Origin of the sequence: Clostridium sp. (genome assembly GCF_051656525.1) — a bacterium.
GTDB lineage: Bacteria > Bacillota > Clostridia > Clostridiales > Clostridiaceae > Clostridium.
In genome coordinates this window covers 32,785-53,318 of the sequence record NZ_JBOGCC010000124.1, presented here as the reverse complement: position 1 = coordinate 53,318, position 20,534 = coordinate 32,785, and the positions used below count along the sequence as shown (strand labels likewise).

Genomic DNA, 20,534 nt, shown 5'->3' with positions numbered 1-20,534 from the left:
TTTAATTCAAATCCCTCTATAATCTTATACTAATTTTTAACAATAATAAAGAGACTTTTAAAAAAAGTCCCTTTATCTTAAATAGTTATATTTATTTCTCTTGAGTTTCCATCTTTTAAAACTTGTAGTTTTATGGTAGCTCCTTCTTTAAATGATTTTACCTCATTATAAAAGTCATTTAAATCTTCTATTTTATTACCATTAATAGATTCAATTATATCAGTTGTTCCAATTCCTGCTTTACTAGCTGGAGTTCCAGATCTTACATCAGTAACATAAAATCCTTTTCCATTCTCAAGCTCAGCACCATCTATTCCTAGAACGTTAGTCTTATCTAATACATTTTGAATACTCTCTTGAACAGTATCCATTCCTATAGCAAAATATAATCCATTCAAATTATATTTTTTAGTTAAATATTCACTATTAAATCCTATCATTTGACCTTTTGAATTACAAATTACTCCACCGTAATTTTGTGAACTCATTATAGCATTGGTTTGAAGTAATCTATTCTTTTCACCATCTACAGTTATTGAGTAATTTGTAGATGTAAGAATTCCCGGAGTAACCATTCCAACATAATTAGAATTTGTTGCATTTCCTATTGCTAAAACAGTATCTCCAGCCTTTGCGTTTAAACTAGTTGTATATTGTATTGGTGTTAAGTTTTTTTCGTTTATTTTTAGAACTGCTATTCCTGTTTCCTTGTCATACCCTAAAAATATTGCTTTTTTTGGCTCAATTCCTTTAGCTTGTAACCTTACATAAATATTCTTCATACCTCTTATAAGATCATAATCGGTTATAATCAATCCATCTTTATTAATTATAACTCCAGTTGCATTAGTATCATTCACTTCTATTTGCTCTAAATTTTCTGGAGATGAACCTATTGTTACTAATGATGGACCAACTTCTTTTATTATATTTTCTGTTATAGTATTACTTTCAACAGAATTTACTGCATTTTTTATTGTGCCATCAAACTTATCTGTTACATATTTTGTTGTTATTGCTCCTGTAATTATCGCAGTTACAATAATTATTATAAAAATATATAAATTATTTCTTGTAAATAGAGGAGTCTTATTTTTTATATTAATTGAGCCCTCTCTTTTTTCATTATTTTTACTCATTTTTATCACCAAACATTTATACTTTCTTTAAAGTGAACGTAAATACAACACCTTTATCTTTATAGTTTTCAACCCAAATATCTTCACCATGTTCTGCCAATATTAATCTTACTATTGGTAATCCTAAGCCAGTACTAACTTTGTTAGTACGTGATATATCTGCCTTATAAAATCTATCCCAAATTTTAACTATCTGCTCTTTTGTAAGAGTTGGTCCATCATTATAAATACTAACATAGACTCTATCACCTTTTGATTTTGTATCTATTTTGACATAACCATCTTCGTAACCATATTTTAATGCATTATCTACTAAGTTAGTTAAAACTTGTATAATTTTATCATTATCTCCATAAACATATTGATGCGCCATTTCTAATGTAACATCGACATTTATTCCATTTTCTCTTATCTTACTTTCAAATTTTGCTACACATTGCTTTATCATACTACTTATATCAAGTTCTTGCATATTTAGCTTAAGTTTTCCTGTTTCCATAGCCGATATATCTAGTAAGTCATTTATTAATCTTGATAACCTATCAGATTCATCATAAACTATCTTAAGATAATATCCTTCTTTATCTCTTGGAATAATACCATCTAAAATTCCCGATATAAATCCTTTAATCGATGTTATAGGTGACCTTAATTCATGAGAAACATTTGATATAAATGCTTTTCTATTTTCATCTACCGTTTTTAATGATTCTGCCATAACATTAAATGAATCTGCAAGTTCTCCAATTTCATCATTAGAAGTTATTTCAATCTTTTCATTAACTTCACCTCTTGCGAGTCTTCTTGCTGCAACATTTATTCTATCAATTGGTTTTATAAGTATTTTTTTACCATAAAAGTATACAATTATTGCCCCAATGATTATTCCTATTATTGCTGTAAACCAAATTACTTCATTTGCTTTCATTAAAGATGCGCTTATACTACCTAGAGGAGTTATCATTACAACGATTCCACTAAAATACGCGCCTTTAAAAATCGGCTTTAAGTATACATACTCATTTTGAGTTGCACCTTTTATATTATTACAGACTATAGATTTACCTGATTTTAATATATCCATTTCTTTTGTTGGAATATTTAAATTTGTAAATTTATATTCCTCATGGCTTACGCTAGATACAGCATAAGTATATCCATTTCTATCTGCTATTAATATATCTGCATTTACTGATTTACTAACAAAATCCATTACATTTCTAAGGGTAGCTAAATTTGATCTGTTGTCCAAACTTAAGTAGGTCACAGCCGCATTTTCTATAATTGCACTTTGGCTATTAAACTGCTCTTTTTTCTGGTTAAAATAATATCCTTTAAACCAAATAGATAAGGTTCCTGCTACTAAAATAGTAGTAGCAGCTAAAATCAAAGTAAATGTTATGATAAGCTTATAAACTAAGCTATTTTTCTTCATAATTATTTCACCTCGAATTTATAACCTACCCCCCAAACAGTCTCTATCTGCCATGTATCTCCTGAGTGAAGTTTTTCTCTTAATCTTTTTACATGAACATCAACTGTTCTTGAATCTCCTGGATAATCATATCCCCATACTTCACATAATAATTGCTCTCTTGTGAATACTCTATTTTTATTACAAGCTAAGTAATATAATAGTTCAAATTCTTTAGGTGGCATCTTTATTTCACTATTTTTGTATATAACTCTATATGAATTAGCATCTATTGTTAAATCATTATATTGAATAACTTCTTTATTAGTATTATCTGCTGTATATCTTCTCATAACAGCTTTAACTCTTGCTAATAATTCTTTTGGCTCAAAAGGTTTAACTATGTAATCATCTGCTCCTAACTCTAAAGCTAGAACTTTATCAAAAGTATCACCTTTAGCAGTTAGCATTATTACTGGTGTCGTTCCTTCTTTTCTTATCCATTTTAAAACATCAATTCCATCTATGCTAGGTATCATAACGTCTAAAAGAACAATATCAGGCTTATACTCTAAAAATATTTCCTCTGCTTCTTTACCATTGTTTGCAACTTTAGTATCATATCCTGCACTCTTAACGTACATATTTATAACTTCGCATATATTTTCATCATCGTCTACGATTAGAACTTTTCCTAATACACCATCCATTTTGGTACCTCCATGTTTTTTTTATTTTTGCTATTTTTTATTTTTGCTATTAATAATAAATTCAAATTATTAACTATCAATTATAAATTTATCACTTTTTTTCCTTTATTAATATAGTCTTTTCTAATAAGTTACAAATTATTAACCTATATTGAATTTTTTATCTTTTTTTCGAGTATTTATATGATAGAAATAATTTTTTTATAAAAAAACCCTCTTTTTTGAAATATATTTTTCATCTAAATTTAAAAGTTTTTTTACATTCTTATTATTTTACCTAATTTGCTTTCTTATTCATAAGAAAAAAAAGAAGCTATTATAAACTTTTTAATAGCTTCTTCATTATATATCTTCTATTCTTCAAATAATTTGCTTATAGGTTTATCATCATAAATCCTTTTAATTGCTTCTGCAAAAATTGGTGCTATTGATAAAGATTTAAATTTATTTGTATCCATATCCTTAGGAAGCTTTATTGTGTCTAACATAACTAATTCTTCAATTGCTGAACTTTCAATTCTTTCAAAAGCTGGTCCTGATAATACACCATGTGTACAACATGCATATACATTTTCAGCCCCTAAATCTTTTAATGCATTTGCAGCATTTGTTATTGTTCCTGCAGTATCAATCATATCATCTAAAAGGATACATTTTTTTCCTTTTATATCACCAATTATATTCATTATTTCTGATACATTTGCTTTTGGTCTTCTTTTATCTATTATCGCTATTGGAGCATGTAGTCTATCAGCAAATTTTCTAGCTCTTGTAACACTTCCTAAATCTGGTGATACAATTACCACATCATCCATATCTGCCATTCCTTTTTCAATAAAATATTTAGCTAAGATTGGTGCTCCCTCTAAATGATCTACTGGGATATTAAAATATCCTTGAATTTGAGGTGCATGCAAATCCATAGTTAATACTCTATTAGCACCTGCTGTAGTTAAAAGATCTGCTACAAGTTTTGCTGTAATTGGATCTCTTGATTTAGCCTTTCTATCTTGTCTTGCATATCCATAATATGGAATAACAGCTGTTATTCTTCCTGCTGATGCTCTCTTAAAAGCATCAATCATTATTAATAATTCCATTAAATTATTATTTACTGGTGAAGATGTTGATTGTACTAGAAATACATCCGAACCTCTAACAGTTTCATTTATATCAACTGATATCTCTCCATCACTAAATGTTCCAACTTTTGACTTTCCTAAATCTATTTCTAACATTCTTGCTATTTCATTTGCTAGTTCTGGATGTGAGTTTCCTGTAAATATTTTTATGTTATTCCCATGAGTTACCATTTTACAGACCTCCTAATATTTGGCTATTTTATTTCTTTAATCCTCTTTTTAAAGCCCAACCTTTTATATTCCTTTGTCTTGCTCTAGCTACTGCTAAATCACCTTCTGAAACTTCATTTGTTATAGTTGAACCTGCAGCAATATAAGTATTATCACCAACCTTTACTGGTGAGACTAAATTTGTATTACATCCTATAAAACTATTATCTCCTATAATAGTTTTATGCTTTTCTTTTCCATCATAGTTTACTACAACTGTTCCACAACCAAAATTACATTTTGATCCAACTTCTGCATCACCAATATAAGTCAAATGCGAAACTTTAGTTCCATTTCCTATAGTAGATTTTTTAACTTCAACAAAGTCTCCAATCTTAACATCATCTCCTATAGTACTTTCTGGTCTAATATATGCAAATGGTCCAACACTTGTATTTTCTCCAATTTTACTATCTAGTATGACCGAAGACTCTACTGTTGTATTATTCTCTATTGTACTATTTTTAATTCTTGAATTTTGGAATATAGTACATTTTTCACCTATAACAGTATTTCCTTCTAATATTGTATTTGGATAAAGTATAGTATCTTTCCCTATAACTACATCTGCACCAATATAAGTTGATTTTGGATCTATTAAAGTTACACCATTAGTTAAGTGCACAAGATTAATTCTATCTCTTAATATTTCTTCTGCTTCAGCAAGTTGTGCTCTTGAATTTACACCGATTGTATCTTCATAATCTGTAATTACAGCTCCAACTCTATCTCCATTTTCTTTTATTATTTCTATAGCATCTGTTAAATAATATTCACCTTGAACATTATCATTTGATATTTTATCTAATGCATCTAATAAAGCTTCTATATCAAAACAATACATAGCTGCATTCATTTCATTTACATTTAATTCTTCTTCGTTACAATCTTTATGCTCAACGATCTTTAAAACATCATTATTTTCATCTCTTATTATTCTTCCGTATCCTGTTGGATCTTCTACTAATGCACTTAATAAAGTTGCTTTATTCCCATTTCCTTCATGGTACTCTATTAATTCATTTATAGTGGTTTCTTTAGTTAATGGAGCATCTCCTGCAAAAACAAGTACAGTTCCTTTCTTTCCTTTTAAAAAATCTACTGCACATTTAACTGCATGCCCTGTCCCTAATTGTTCTTCCTGCATAGAATATGAAACATTTCTACTTTCTGTTTCTTTCTTTACTAGATCTGCGCCTTTTCCAATGATTACATTGATATCTTCTATACTAGCTTTTCTCATGTTATCAATTACATGATTAACCATTTCCTTTCCACACACTTTATGTAGAACCTTTGGTATATTTGATTTTATTCTTGTTCCTTGACCTGCTGCTAGTATTAACGCACACTTATACATTTTACCACCTCTATTTGCAATTTTTCCGAGATAAACTAACACTTAATAAATAGTTAGTTTTATATCTACTTTATTATATTTCATAGAAAATCTCTTTTCAACCTTTGAAATCATTAACTTTTCCCCTAAAATAAAAATAAAGGAGAAATCCCCTTTATTTTTATTTTATATCTATCTAACTTTGAAGGCAATCTCCTCTCATAATATCTTTAAATACTATTTTCATTAAATCCCATTCCAAGTTTATTCAAAAACTTTTGAAGGTCTTATATCTGATATAATTGATTCTTCAACTGAATGAAGTTCTACAATTGAAATATACTCATCAACTAATTTTTTATTTCCCTCTTTGCTATCAACTAAAACCCCTATTCCTATAAGTTCACTATCAAACTCTTTTAATAAATCTTTTATTCCAAGTGCTGTTCCTCCACCTTTCATAAAATCATCAATAAATACACATCTTGAATCTTTCTTCATTGCTTTTTTAGAAAGAGACATTTGTTGTAATCTCTTACTTGTTCCTGAAACATAATTAATAGTCATAGTTGGCCCTTCAGTTACTAAACTATCTCTTCTAGCTATAACTAATTGAACACCTAAGTTTCTAGCCACTTCATATGCAAGTGGAATTCCTTTTGTTTCAACAGTTATAATATAATCTACATTTTTATCATCAAACCATGCTGAAATAATAGTTCCTGCCTTACTTATTATTTCCGGATTATACATAAGATCTGTCATATATATTCTATTTCCTGGAATAACTCTATTTTCATCTTTTAAAATACTGCATAAATTTTCCGCAAACTCTTTTGCCATACTTAATCCTACACTTGGAACATATTTTATTCCTCCAGATGCTCCTGAAATAGTTTCAACACGCCCCATTTCAAGTTTTCCTAAAATCTCTCTTACTATAACAATATCCTCACTTATAGTTGATTTAGCAGCATTTAATAACTCCGAAAATCTATTAAGTCCTATAATCTTATTAGGATTCTCAGTTAGTATCTTTGTAATTGCTACCACTCTGCTATTTCTACTTAATTTCTCCATAAAAAAATCACCTTCACTATTTTATATTTATACGAATTATTTTTATATTTTTTATATTTAATATTCATATTTTATTCTATATCATATTTTTTATCAAGTTCTCCTCTCTTATTTTTTAAATTTTACTCACTTTTAAGAATTTTTAAGCATTATTTTAAAAAAATATCGATTTTAAAGAACTTTTTTAAAATAATATTCGTTTTATTGTGTTCAATTCACAAAAAATGTATATAATTATAAATGAATTAACTAGAAGAGGTGATTAAATGTCATTTGATTTTATAAAAGATAAAGAAAAAAAAGTCCACTTTATTGGAATTGGTGGTATTAGTATGAGCGGTCTTGCTGCTGTACTTTTAAATAACGGTTTTAAAGTTTCTGGTTCAGACTCAAAAGAATCAAAAATAACTGAAAGCTTAGAATCTAAAGGAGCTGAAATTTACATTGGTCATAAAAAAGAAAATCTTCAAAATGTAGATTTAGTAGTTTATACTGCTGCAATTCCACAGGATAATCCTGAAATAATTGAAGCTAAAGAAAAAAATATTCATTTAATGGATAGGGCTGAATTCTTAGGTTTAATAATGAAAGGACATAAATACAACGTTGCAGTTGCTGGAACTCATGGAAAAACTACATGTACTTCTATGATAACTAACATATCTCTAAAAGGTGAACTTGATCCAACTATCCTTGTTGGTGGAGAACTTGATGTAATTGGTGGAAATTACAGAATTGGAAGCAGTGACTACTTTGTTACAGAAGCTTGTGAATATAAGGAATCATTCTTAAAATTCTATCCTTACGTTGGTATCATATTAAATATTGATGCAGATCATTTAGACTATTACAGAGATTTAGATCATATTGTAGAAACATTTAAAAAATTTGGTGCTCTAATTCCTGAAAATGGATATCTAATCGGATATAATGAAGATCCTAACGTGCGTGAAATTTTAAAAGAAGTAAAATGTCACACATTAAGCTATGGATTAGAAAATGCTGATTTGACTCCTAAAAATATCATTTTCAACAATAAAGGTTGCGCTACCTTTACTGTAAATAGAAATGGTGAAGATTTATTTGAAGTAAGTCTTAATATGCCTGGAACACACAACATTTTAAATGCCCTTTCAACAATTTGTGTAGGATTAATATTTAATATTCCTTACGCAAAAATTGCCGAGGGTCTTCATGAATGTGTTGGAGCTCATAAAAGATTTGAATATAAAGGAGAAGTTAATGGAATTACAATAATTGATGACTACGCTCATCATCCTGTTGAAATTAAGGCAACAATAAACACCGCTAAAAAAATTCCTCATAAAAAAACTTATCTTGTATTCCAACCACACACTTACACAAGAACTAAAACTCTTTTTGATGAGTTTACAACAGCTTTTAATGGTGTAGATGAACTTCTTTTAATGGATATCTATGCTGCTCGTGAAAAAGATACTGGTCTTGTTACTTCTAATGAACTTGGAGAAGCTATTAGAAAAACCGGTCTTAAATGTACTAACGTTCATTCACATGATGAAGCAGTAGATTATTTAAAATCAGTAGCTAAAAATGGTGATATGATTTTAACTGTTGGTGCTGGAGATGTTGTTATCGTTGGTGAAAAACTTTTAAACTTATAATTTAATCTTTTTTAAAGTGCTTTGAATTTTTATTATTCAAAGCACTTTTTACTTATTTATCCAAATTTCTCATAAAATGAACATAAGTTCATCTTTTTTCTACATTTTGTTTAAAATTATTCAATTTTAGTTTAATTTTATTCAATTTTAGTTTATAATCTAATTAATATATTTGAAATATTTTATATAAATTTTCTACATCTTGTACATTCAATTCTTATAATAGTCTTAATTCTTATATAAAATGCTTCACACAAACTAAAATAAAACAACAAAGGAGAATATCAATGAGCAGATTTATTGGTGTATTCGGTATTATTGTTATTATCGGGATTGCTGTTCTATTTTCAGAAAATAGAAAAAAAATTAACTGGCGTCTTGTTTGTACTGGACTTGGACTTCAAGTTATTTTTGGTTTCTTTATTTTAAAAGTTCCTATAGGCGAGAAATTCTTTACATTTATTAGCCAAGGAATTACTAAAATTCTCGATTTCACTGCTGAAGGTTCTAAATTCTTATTTGGACCTTTAATGGATACTAACACTATTGGTTCAATTTTTGCACTTCAAGTTTTACCTACAATTATTTTCTTTTCAGCTTTAATGGGAATACTTTACTACTTAGGTATAATGCAATTTATTGTAAAAATAATAGCTAAATTTTTCTGTAAATTGCTAGGTACTTCTGGTGCTGAAACTCTAAGTGCTGTTGGAAACATATTTTTGGGACAAACTGAAGCACCTCTTTTAATAAAACCTTTTATTAAAGAGATGACACGTTCAGAACTTATGGCAATAATGGTTGGCGGAATGGCAACTGTTGCCGGTGGAGTTATGGCTGGATATGTCGCTATGGGAGTTGATCCTGGGGATCTTTTAGCTGCTAGTATTATGGCTGCCCCTGCTGGGTTAATTTTAGCTAAAATTTTAGTTCCTGAAACTGAAGAACCTAAAACTAAAGATGTTAGTGGTATCAAAATTGAAAATACATCTTCAAATGTAGTTGAAGCTGCTGCAAACGGTGCTAGTGAAGGTTTAGGACTAGCTTTAAACGTAGCTGCAATGTTGCTTGCTTTCGTTGCACTTATTGCTTTATTTAATTATGTAGTTAGTTCAATTGGTGGATTATTTGGTGCTCCATGGCTTAGCCTTCAATGGATTTTAGGACAAGTTTTCTCACCTCTTGCTTATGTAATGGGTATTCCGAGTTCAGATGTTGCTACCGCTGGTAGCTTACTTGGACAAAAAGTTATGTTAAATGAATTTGTTGCTTATTCTGAACTTTCAAAGAATATTGCTCATGCCTCTGGATATCAAGTACTTCAACCTAAAACTATTCTTATATTAACTTATGCATTATGTGGATTTGCTAATATTAGTTCAGTTGCTATACAAATTGGTGGTATTGGTTCTCTAGCACCTGAAAAGAAAAGTTTAATTTCTAAATTAGGTTTTAAAGCCCTTTTAGGTGGTGCACTTGCAACTTGTTTAACCGGAACTATAGCAGGAGTTTTATTCTCAGTTTAAATATAATAATTCAAATAATCATCATGAAAAAGTTTCATGATGATTATTTTTTTGTTAATATACTAAATTTATGATCTTTTTCAAAGACTTAATCCTTTTATAATGCTAATATATTTAATATAACCTTTATATTATTTTGAAAAAGGAGATGTTACAAATGAAAAAAATAACTATTGGTGACTACTTAATAAGTAGCCTTAAATCTTATGGGGTTGATCATATGTTTGGTGTTCCTGGTGACTATAATCTTAGTTTCCTAGATCAAATTGATGATTTTAATGGAGTTGATTGGATAGGAAACTGTAATGAACTTAATGCTTCTTATGCAGCTGATGGATATGGAAGACTTAAAGGAATGGCTGCTATTACAACTACTTTTGGAGTTGGTGAGCTAAGCGCTGTTAATGGTATTGCTGGTTCTTATGCTGAAAGTGTCCCTGTTGTAAAAATAGTTGGTATTCCTTCAAGTAATGTTGTTGAAAACAGAAAGCTTGTTCACCATACTTTAGGTGATGGAGAATTCTACAGATTCAATGATATGTTTAAAGAGGTTACTATAGCCCAAACTATTTTAAATGAAATAAATGCAAAAGAAGAAATTGACAGAGTTTTAAGAGAATGTTCTTTACATAAAAAACCTGTCTATATCGGACTGCCTGTAGATTTACCAAAAAAAGAAATCTTTGTTTCTGAGAAAACTACATATAATATTGAAAGTGATAAAGCTATTTTGGATAGCTTCATAGCTAGAGTTTCAGAATTAATGAAAACATCAAAGAAACAAATGATCTTAGCTGACTATCAAGTTGATAGAGAAAACCTTAATGATTCTGTTTTAAAATTTGTAGAAAAGTCTAATTTACCTGTAGCATGTCTTTCAATGGGGAAAGGTGTTATTGATGAGACTCATAAAAACTTCATTGGAACATATAACGGTTCTTTAAGTAATGAACATATAAATTCATTAGTTAAAGAGTGTGATTTAGCATTTTTATTTGGAGTTAAGTTAACTGATTCTGTAACAGCTGGATTTAGTTATGTTAATAAGTCTACAATACTAGTAGAGGTTCACCCTCTATATTCTAGAATTGGAGAAGCTTTATTTAGTAATATTTTAATGAAAGATGTTTTAGAGGCTTTAACTAATTTAAATGTTAAATTCTCAGATAATACAACACCTTCAATTGGAACTTTAAGTAACTTTATTCCTACTGATGAAAAAATAACACAAAATAGATTTTTTAAAGCAATTGAATCTTCTTTAAGGGAGAATGATATTTTAATTGCAGAACAAGGAACTTCATTCTTTGGTGCCTCTGAAATAAATCTTAAAAAAGATTGTACTTTTATTGGTCAACCTCTATGGGGTTCAATTGGATACACTGTTGGTTCACTTCTTGGAACTCAATTAGCTGATAAAAATAGAAGAAATATTCTTTTAGTTGGTGATGGTTCATTCCAATTAACAGCGCAAGAAGTTTCAACTATGATAAGAGAAAATCTTCATCCTATTATATTAGTTATAAATAATGATGGATATACAGTTGAAAGATTGATTCATGGTCCTAATAGAAAATATAATGATATAAATATGTGGGATTACTCTAAACTAATTTCTGTTTTTGATATGACTGGTGATAGAACCATTAGTATAAAAGTAAAAACTGAAAATGATTTAATAAATGCATTTAAAAAGGCAGATGAAAATACTGATAAATTAATCTTTATGGAAGTTTTCATGGATAGAATGGATTCTCCTGAGCTTCTTGAAAAATTAAGTGTTTTATTCTCAAGACAAAATAGCTATTAATAATAAAAGAACTTGGTGAAAATCACCAAGTTCTTTCTTTTTTCTATAATTTTGACCAAGATCCATCGCTTCCTGGTGCTGTATTTGTCCACCAATTAGCTTTGTATTTAGCAACATTATATGAAACTATTGCTCCACCATTGTATGCCTTACCTGGTACATAAACTTCTACCCCATCTTCTCCAACTTCTGGTGTTACTTCCCAAGCTGAACTTTTATCTGGAGCTTCGCCTTTAACCCACCACTTAGCTATATACTCTTTACCTTTATAAATTACTTTATCTCCAGCATTATACACTTTATTTGCATCATAAGTATCACCTGGTACTGGTGGTTTTTCACCTTCAACAGTAATTACACAGCTTTCTGTAGTAGTTTGCCCTTTTGAATCTGTAACAGAATAAGTTAATATATAATTTCCTGCCTTACTTGTATCAACTTTTCCATCAATTTTTATTGATTTTGTCAAATCCCCATCTTCTTTATCAGTTGCCTTAATTCCAGCTTTCTCATCAAAAATTGAGTTTAACTGTATAGTTTGATTTTTAACTCCTGTAATAACTGGTTTTTCATCAACTACTGGAGCATTTTCTTTAACTGTAATAACTCTTTTTGCAATAGCTTTTAATCCTTCTTTATCTGCTACTTCATAAGTTAAATTATAAGTTCCAGTTTTTGTTGTATCAACATCACCTGTTACTTTTATTTCTTTTGTTAAATCCCCATCTTCTTTGTCAGTTGCCTCAACTCCTGCCATTTTATCAAAGTTTGAATTTAACTCTATAGTTTTATCTTCAACTCCTTCTAAAACTGGTGCTGAGTTATTTGGAATTTCTCCTCCACCTTTTCCAACTGGTTTGCAACCATTGAAAGTTACATTTTTAACTCCACCAAAACAAAGTCCTATCATTCCTTGAAGTTCTATAGTTGCACCTGGATCAATTCCTTGCCATCCTGATGTACTTATAGTTATTCTTGTAAAATCACCCTTATCTTCTTGAGATACTGTTCCACCCCAAGGTGATTTAAATTCTGCTGATTTTGGTAAATCAAATGAAAGTGTCCATCCACCTTCAATTTTTGTTTCAGTATGATTTGTAACTTTTAATGAATATGTGTAATTCGGATGGTCATAAACACCACCAAAGTTAACATCTACACCTATTTCAGGAAGACCAACTGTTGTATCATCTAATGTTGGTACACAATCACCCATTTTATCTAATCCTGATTTAAGTCTCTTAGTCAAAGTATCACCGAAAGTATATTTACCTTCATTTGTATTAGTTGAACCTTCTACATAATTTGGATTAACTCCATAATCTCCATTCATTACCCAAATTAAAGCTCCACCTAAGTTTTTATCTTCTATATATTTAAGTCTTTCATCAATTGATTGCTCATTTTCATATGACAAAAATACTTTTTCTTTATCTTGCCAAAGATGCGGAACTTTTCCTGTGTCATCCCAGTGCATTTTCATATTAGGATCTGACTCTTCTAAGTTTTTTAAATGCCATAATGGATTAGCTCCTGCTGGTTCTAAAACACCATCTCCATTTAAATCATCACCCCAGATATTATACTTTCCACTAGCTGGAGTTTTACTTTTTCCATGAAGACCAGTTCCATCTCCACCTTGAACGTTTTCCCATCCTCTACTATAGTATGGAATTCCCATTAATATTTTTTCTGGTGGAAGAACTCCCCTATAATATCTATATGCCCAATCCATACCTAAAACAGGCATTAACATTCCTGTTGTTTCGTTATCCTTTGGATCTGGATAAATATTTGCTAAGTTTTCAACATATTCATTCCATCCACCATGGAAGTCATAAGACATTACACTTAAAAAATCTAAGTTTTTAGCATAACTATTGTCTGATACTCCACCAAGTACCCATGATGATGCAGTTACTGCTGCTGTTAAAAGATAATCTTTTCCATCTTCTTTAGAAGCCTTATCAATTTTTTCTCTTAACACTTCCATCATTTTATTATATCTTGCATTTATTGTTTTTCTTCTTGGTTCTGACAAATCAAAATCATCAGGATTTCCTGATTGACTTGTTGATGATGGATATTCAAAATCTATGTCTACCCCATCAAATCCATAGTCTCTAATAAATTTCACACATGAATCAGCAAAAGTATTTATTCCTGCATCAGTATCTAACATAGTATAGAATCCTCTAGAACCTGCCCATCCACCAATTGATATTAAAAGATCAACATCAGGATATTGCTTCTTCATAACTTGCATTGCGTTAAAGTGTCCTTTATAAGGAAGAGTTTTATCAAGTTCAATCTTCTTTCCCTTATGAGTTAACTCATAATCTTTAAAATCCTCTTCTATTGCTGCATACTTGTCTCCAAAAGCTATTTTATTAGTCTCTGGGTTAATCATAGCAAAAGAATACTGAATATGTGTTAAAGAATCCCATTGAAGATCGGCTACATCAAAATATCCCTGTGCTTCACTCTTATAGGCCCACTCTGGAAAGTACCCCACCACTTTCCTTTTTAAATTTTCTTTTTCTGAAGCAACTTCTGCTTCAGTTTTGTCTTGTGTAGGATTTGCACTAGCAGTATTACCTGTACTAAACAATGCTAATGTTAATGCTAATGCCATTGATGTTGAAATTATCTTTTTTAGATTTTTTAATTTCATACAATACCCCCTATACATTATTAATTTATTAAAAATACATTACAAATTTATTATAACTCTTAATCATTTTAAATAATAGTATTTTTTTCCAATTATTTAAAGGTTTTCATTAACATTATTAAACACTTTATTTAAAAATATGACAAATAAAAAGAAACTTGTCATTTCAAGTTTCTTTTTGTCTTTGATTCAAATAACCTATTTTTATCATATCCAATAAAAATAAACAACCAAATTTCTTTAGTTGCTTATCTTATTTAAATTTATTCTACTTTATAACAGTTAATTCTTTTGTTACCTTATTTAATCTTTCATAGCCATCTTTTGTTACAAGAATTAAATCTTCTATTCTCACTCCAAAGTCATCTTTTATATAAACTCCTGGCTCAACTGAGAATATCATTCCTGGTTCAAGTATTTTTTCATTTACTCCACTTACATCTCCAAAGTCATGACAATCAATTCCTATGCAATGTCCTGTTCTATGTGTAAAGTATTCACCATATCCATTTTCAGTTATATATTCTCTTGCAGCATTATCTATATCACTAAATTTAACTCCTGGTTTAACCATTTCAATAGCTTTTTCATTTGCAGTTTTTACTACTCCATAAATCGATGCATGTCTTTCCTTTGGCTCTTTTCCAAAGAAAATAGTTCTTGTCATATCTGAGCAATAACTTTTATAGACACATCCCATATCTATAACAACACTATCTCCAATTTTAAGTTTAGTATCATCTGTTCCATGATGTGGATCTGCTCCATTAGGACAGAATGCAACTATTGGACTAAATGAAAATTTATTTGAACCATTCTTTTCATATAATTCTTTTAAAAGATTTACACATTCAAGTTCTGTAATTCCTTCTTTTAAGTAACCCCAAAACTCTTTCATTGTTTTATCATTTATTTTAGATGCTTCTTTCATAAATTCAATTTCTTCTTCATCTTTAACCATTCTAAGTTCATCAATTATAATTGATGAGTTTTTATATCCTTTTGCAGCACTCATATCCATTAATGAAATTAAGTAGTGTGATGGCCACACTTTATCTATTCCTAAATCTTCATTTTTATCTATATATCCTGCTAAAACTTCTACTGGCTTATCAGTATCTTCATACCAAACTATATCTACTCCTAAATCTTCTGTTACTGGGAAAAGCTTATTATTTACTAATTTATGCTCACCATTTTCTTTAACTAATAATACAATCATTCTATTTCCTGGATGAAACCATTTTCCTGTTAAATAAAATAATGATGATGGTGATGATACAACTATCTGGCTTAAACCTTCTTCTTTCATTCTTTGAACTACTTTATTAATTCTACTCTTCTTCATAACTGTCCTCCTATTGTTTTTATTATTTTATTCTTAATTACTATTATAGCACCTTTAATCACTTTTAATATAATGTTAAAATAAAGATATACACAATTTATATTAGGTTATAGTAATTTAAGGAGGTCCTTAATATGAAAATTGCAGTAATATCAGATATTCATGGGAATATTTATTCTCTAATGAAAGTCTTTGAAGATATAGATGAAAATAAAGTAGATAAAATAATTTGTTTAGGTGATTTAGTTGGATATGGTCCACATCCTAATGAAGTAATTGCATTAATTAAAAGAAGAGAAATTCCTTGTCTTAAAGGAAATTATGATGCCTCAGTTTGTGATGGTGATTTTACTTTTATAAGAGATAATGAAATAAATTCTTTTTCATTACCATGGACAGTTGACGAACTTAGAGTTTCAAATAAATATTATTTAGAAAGCTTACCTACTGAGCTTAGATTAACTATTGGAAAACGTGAAATTTTATTTGTTCACGGAAGCCCTAATTCTATAAATGAATATCTTTTTGAAGATGGAAACAATACTGAAGAAATTATGTCAAATTTAAATGCAGATATTTTAGTATGTGCACATACTCATATTCCATCATGCAAAATGTTTGGTAATAAATTATTTATAAATGATGGAAGCGTTGGTAAACCTAAAATAGGAAAACCTGATGCAACATATTGTTTATTAGATGTAAATGAGGAAACTGGCGAAGTTAAAGTTAAAGTTAAACATATTGAATATGAATATAAGAGAATAGTTAAAGATATGACCATGTTAAAATTTCCAAATAAGCTAATCCAATCTTACGAACTTGGAAAAGAGATATAGCTAGAACCACTCTAGCCATATCTCTTTTTATTTAATTTGATATTACTTTAAATACATATCCACTCTTTTGAAAGTGCTCAATTATTTTCGGCAACGCTTGTGCAGTCGTTTCTTTACTTCCTGTATCATGCATTAATAAAATAACATCTTCTAAATTACCTATTCCCTTAATTGTTGCATTAACTATTTTTTCTGTTGGAACATTTAATCCACTTGAATCTGCTGAATCTATATTCCAATCTATTGATGTAACTTTTTCTTTATCAAATACTTTATTTAACTCTTTTAAATTTGGATCTTTATGATACTTTCTTGATACATAGCCTCCTGGCATTCTTATAATAGATGTATTAAAATCTTCTCCTAATATTCTACTTAGAAGTTTATTCGTCTTTTTGACCTCATTCATAAATGTATTTATATTAACTTTATTATTTGGATATATGATTTTATAATTATGTGAGTACGTATGATTTCCTATTGCATTTCCACTATTATATACTTCTTTTAAATAATTTTCATTTGAACTATTTAAATTTGAACCTAGTACAAAAAAGGTTCCATGAACATTATATCGCTCAAGAATTTCTAAAATCTTTTTAGTATTTTCACTTGGTCCATCATCAAAAGTTAAAAACACTTCTTTTTGCCCATTTTTTTTACCTTTTATCATTTCATTTATTTTCTTAGCTGACACTGCATATGCTTTTCCCTTATCAATTAAATTTTTTCCTTTTTTTGACTTTTCCTCGTCTGCTTTCTTTTCTTCTTCCTCTTTTTCCTGTTCTTCTTTTCTTCTTAGTTCATCCTCACGCTTTTTTCTCTCTATCTTCTCTTTTTCAATTCTCTCTTTCTCTAAATTTTCTAATCTCTTACGCTCTGCTTTTTTCTTTTCATCTTTTTCTTTCTTATCATCTTTCTCAACATCTTCTTTACTTATTTCAACCTTCTCTTTGCTATCCTCTTCGATATTACTTAATTTCACACCTCCAATAATTAAATATCCAATTCCAAAAACTACTCCTATAATTATCAATATTATCAAAGCCTTGATTAAATTATCTAGCCTTTTCATATCCATAGTCTCCTTTTTTACTTCTTTATATAATTATTTATATAGCTTTTGAAAATAAGAGTTCCTATATATAGTAAAATTAATTCCTTGATTTCCAATCTAAAGTGTTGTAAAATCATCTTAATGTAATATTTTTTAAATTTGCGTTGAGGAGAAGAGTAAACTTAGGACGTAGTCTTAGCGAGCAAGGGAAGGTGTAAGCCTTGCACGAAGCCTATTTTGAAGAACATCTCTGAGCATCTAACCGAAAACATTTTTGCTAGTAGGCTTAGACGGGTTTTCCAAACCGTTATTAATTTGGAGGGCATAAATTTTGTGCCTTAGAAGCTGGCTTTAATTTAAAGCAATTTGGGTGGCACCGCGTAGAGTATCCTTTCGTCCCATTATCATTTGGGAAGTGAAGGATTTTTTTTATACAATTTTTTAAGTAAATAGGAGGATTTTTAAATGAAAAACGTATTAGTTAGATCTCTTTATAGAGAAACTTCTGACCATTTAGGTAAAGAAGTAAGTATAACAGGATGGATAAGAACATTAAGAGCTTCAAATGCTTTCGGGTTTATTGAAATAAACGACGGTTCTTTCTTTAAAAATGTTCAAGTTGTTTTTGATAACAAGTTAGATAACTTTAAGGAAATTTCAAAATTAGCAATTAGCTCATCATTAAAAGTAGTTGGTACTTTAGTAGAAACACCAAATGCTAAACAACCATTTGAAATTCAAGCTACTGAAATAGTTATTGAAGGTATGTCAGATTCTGATTACCCATTACAAAAGAAAAGACATACTTTTGAGTACTTAAGAACAATAGCTCACTTAAGACCAAGAAGTAACGCTTTCTCAGCAGTATTTAGAGTTAGATCAGTTGCAGCTTATGCTATTCATAAGTTCTTCCAAGAGCAAAACTTTGTATACACTCACACTCCAATTTTAACTGGTAGTGACTGTGAAGGTGCTGGAGAAATGTTTAAGGTAACAACTTTAGATTTAAACAATGCTCCAATAAATGAAGATGGTTCAATTGACTACTCACAAGATTTCTTTGGAAAAGAAACTAATCTTACAGTTTCAGGTCAATTAAATGGTGAAACTTATGCTTTAGCATTTAGAAACATCTATACTTTTGGACCAACATTTAGAGCCGAAAATTCAAATACTGCAAGACATGCAGCTGAATTCTGGATGGTTGAGCCTGAAATATCATTTGCAGATTTAAATGACAATATGAAATTAGCTGAAGATATGCTAACTTATGTTATAAAATATGTTATGCAAGAATGTCCTGAAGAAATAGAATTCTTTAACAGCTTCATAGACAAAGGATTAGTTGAAAGACTAAACCATGTTGCAAACTCTAACTTTGGAAAAGTTACTTATACTGAAGCAGTAGAAATTCTTAAAAACTGTGGAAAAACATTTGATTACCCTGTTGAATGGGGAATTGATTTACAAACTGAGCATGAAAGATATCTTACTGAAGAGCACTTCAAAAAGCCTGTATTTGTAACTGATTATCCAAAAGATATTAAAGCATTCTACATGAGAATGAATGAAGACAACAAAACTGTTGCTGCTATGGATCTTTTAGTTCCTGGAATAGGCGAAATAATAGGTGGAAGTCAAAGAGAAGAAAGATTAGACCTTCTTAAAGAAAGAATGGCTGAACTTAACTTAAATGAAGAAGACTACTGGTGGTATCTAGAACTTAGAAAATATGGTGAGACTAAACATGCTGGATTCGGTTTAGGATTTGAAAGATTAATCATGTATATTACTGGAATGACAAATATTAGAGACGTAATACCATTCCCAAGAACTACAGGACAATCTGATTTCTAATTAAATCTAAATAAATATTTTATAAATTGAGATTTCTAAAAATTAGAAATCTCAATTTATTTTCCATCATCTGTAAAATATTTTTATTTAATTTTAATTTCTTAATTATTAATTCTTAATATCTATTCCTGTCTGCTATAATAGATATATTATATTACAAAGGAGGAAATTTTATGGCAGTACTTATTGCAGAAATTGTTTTATTACTTATCCTAGCTTTAAACATACCTATCGCACTTAGAAATCAAAAAAGGTTTTTAAGTACTTGTAACGGTGAGTATAAAATTTTTCAAGATGCTAACTTAAAAAAATTCACTATATTATTTTTTGTTGTATTAATATTAGCGGCACTTTTAACATTTATATATAAACAATATTATTTTTTATTAGCAGCAGCCCTAATGTTGTTTTTACTTATGGGAACTTTTAAAAATTCAATCATTGTAAGTAAAGATAAGTTATATTTTAGAGAATGTGCAATTCCTTTAGTAGAGCTTGACCACGCAGAACTTATCTATACTAATAAAAATAAAATAATGATTGTATTTGTAACAAAAAGTAATCATAAATTTGGATATGCTCACAGAAAACCTGACGTTCCTGTAGCTATATCTAAAGAAATATCTAAACATGGTATACCACTTATTGACAAGATACATAAAGAAAAAAATAATACTACTAAACCTATCGATGCTGATGCACCTGTTTCTGAAAATTTAGAAGATGCTTCAGATAATTTAGAATAA

15 protein-coding genes, 1 pseudogene and 1 other annotated feature are annotated in these 20,534 nt (G+C 29.2%); of the genes and pseudogenes, 6 read left to right on the top strand and 10 right to left on the bottom strand.

The annotated features are described in order from the left end of the window. Positions 1–77: 77 nt before the first annotated feature. The 6 genes from ACRDDY_RS05820 to purR form a co-directional block, all read right to left on the bottom strand. A complete protein-coding gene (locus tag ACRDDY_RS05820) occupies positions 78–1,139 on the bottom strand; it encodes a S1C family serine protease (protein ID WP_438564031.1) in 1,062 nt (353 codons plus the stop codon). 16 nt (positions 1,140–1,155) lie between these two features. Continuing rightward, the gene (locus tag ACRDDY_RS05815) at positions 1,156–2,574 is read right to left on the bottom strand and encodes a HAMP domain-containing sensor histidine kinase (RefSeq protein ID WP_438564030.1); all 1,419 of its coding nucleotides are present in this window, start codon (positions 2,572–2,574) and stop codon (positions 1,156–1,158) included. Positions 2,575–2,576: 2 nt separating this feature from the next. Beyond that, a complete protein-coding gene (locus ACRDDY_RS05810) occupies positions 2,577–3,263 on the bottom strand; it encodes a response regulator transcription factor (RefSeq protein ID WP_002598984.1) in 687 nt (228 codons plus the stop codon). Positions 3,264–3,616: 353 nt separating this feature from the next. Next, positions 3,617–4,576, bottom strand: a complete 960-nt coding sequence (locus tag ACRDDY_RS05805; RefSeq protein ID WP_438564029.1) for a ribose-phosphate diphosphokinase — start codon at positions 4,574–4,576, stop codon at positions 3,617–3,619. A 28-nt stretch (positions 4,577–4,604) separates the two neighbouring features. Beyond that, positions 4,605–5,975, bottom strand: a complete 1,371-nt coding sequence (gene glmU, locus ACRDDY_RS05800; RefSeq protein WP_438564028.1) for a bifunctional UDP-N-acetylglucosamine diphosphorylase/glucosamine-1-phosphate N-acetyltransferase GlmU — start codon at positions 5,973–5,975, stop codon at positions 4,605–4,607. Positions 5,976–6,218: 243 nt separating this feature from the next. After that, positions 6,219–7,034, bottom strand: a complete 816-nt coding sequence (gene purR / locus ACRDDY_RS05795) for a pur operon repressor (protein WP_438564027.1) — start codon at positions 7,032–7,034, stop codon at positions 6,219–6,221. Positions 7,035–7,300: 266 nt separating this feature from the next. Between purR and murC the strand changes: the two genes are divergently transcribed. The 3 genes from murC to ACRDDY_RS05780 all read left to right on the top strand — a co-directional run bounded on the left by murC (position 7,301) and on the right by ACRDDY_RS05780 (position 12,013). Continuing rightward, entirely contained in the window at positions 7,301–8,677 is a 1,377-nt protein-coding gene (gene murC, locus ACRDDY_RS05790; protein WP_438564026.1) for a UDP-N-acetylmuramate--L-alanine ligase, read from the top strand. 287 nt (positions 8,678–8,964) lie between these two features. Then, positions 8,965–10,203: a NupC/NupG family nucleoside CNT transporter gene (locus ACRDDY_RS05785; RefSeq protein WP_438564025.1), complete on the top strand. Its 1,239-nt coding sequence runs from the start codon at positions 8,965–8,967 to the stop codon at positions 10,201–10,203. Positions 10,204–10,360: 157 nt separating this feature from the next. Continuing rightward, positions 10,361–12,013 (top strand): alpha-keto acid decarboxylase family protein, encoded by a 1,653-nt coding sequence (locus ACRDDY_RS05780; RefSeq protein WP_438564024.1) that lies wholly within the window; start codon positions 10,361–10,363, stop codon positions 12,011–12,013. A 43-nt stretch (positions 12,014–12,056) separates the two neighbouring features. Here ACRDDY_RS05780 and ACRDDY_RS05775 read toward each other — a convergent pair whose 3' ends face one another. The 3 genes and pseudogenes from ACRDDY_RS05775 to ACRDDY_RS05765 all read right to left on the bottom strand — a co-directional run bounded on the left by ACRDDY_RS05775 (position 12,057) and on the right by ACRDDY_RS05765 (position 16,035). Beyond that, the gene (locus tag ACRDDY_RS05775; protein WP_438564043.1) at positions 12,057–12,845 is read right to left on the bottom strand and encodes an immunoglobulin-like domain-containing protein; all 789 of its coding nucleotides are present in this window, start codon (positions 12,843–12,845) and stop codon (positions 12,057–12,059) included. 15 nt (positions 12,846–12,860) lie between these two features. Then, positions 12,861–14,543: pseudogene (locus ACRDDY_RS05770) on the bottom strand (glycosyl hydrolase family 18 protein); the annotation flags it as partial. A gap of 412 nt (positions 14,544–14,955) precedes the next feature. Further along, complete coding sequence (locus tag ACRDDY_RS05765; protein ID WP_438564023.1) at positions 14,956–16,035, bottom strand: M24 family metallopeptidase; 1,080 nt, start codon at positions 16,033–16,035, stop codon at positions 14,956–14,958. A 134-nt stretch (positions 16,036–16,169) separates the two neighbouring features. On the opposite strand from ACRDDY_RS05765, the gene ACRDDY_RS05760 reads away from it, so the two are divergent. Then, entirely contained in the window at positions 16,170–16,874 is a 705-nt protein-coding gene (locus tag ACRDDY_RS05760; protein WP_438564022.1) for a metallophosphoesterase family protein, read from the top strand. A gap of 31 nt (positions 16,875–16,905) precedes the next feature. Here the strand turns inward: ACRDDY_RS05760 and ACRDDY_RS05755 are convergent, their stop codons facing one another. Continuing rightward, a complete protein-coding gene (locus tag ACRDDY_RS05755) occupies positions 16,906–17,949 on the bottom strand; it encodes a polysaccharide deacetylase family protein (protein WP_438564021.1) in 1,044 nt (347 codons plus the stop codon). A 137-nt stretch (positions 17,950–18,086) separates the two neighbouring features. After that, positions 18,087–18,335: a binding site (T-box leader), on the top strand. Positions 18,336–18,396: 61 nt separating this feature from the next. On the opposite strand from ACRDDY_RS05755, the gene asnS reads away from it, so the two are divergent. Together asnS and ACRDDY_RS05745 are read left to right on the top strand one after the other, a co-directional pair. Further along, on the top strand, positions 18,397–19,788 hold the full coding sequence (asnS, locus tag ACRDDY_RS05750; RefSeq protein WP_438564020.1) for an asparagine--tRNA ligase: 1,392 nt from the start codon (positions 18,397–18,399) through the stop codon (positions 19,786–19,788). Positions 19,789–19,961: 173 nt separating this feature from the next. Then, the gene (locus tag ACRDDY_RS05745; RefSeq protein WP_438564019.1) at positions 19,962–20,534 is read left to right on the top strand and encodes a hypothetical protein; all 573 of its coding nucleotides are present in this window, start codon (positions 19,962–19,964) and stop codon (positions 20,532–20,534) included.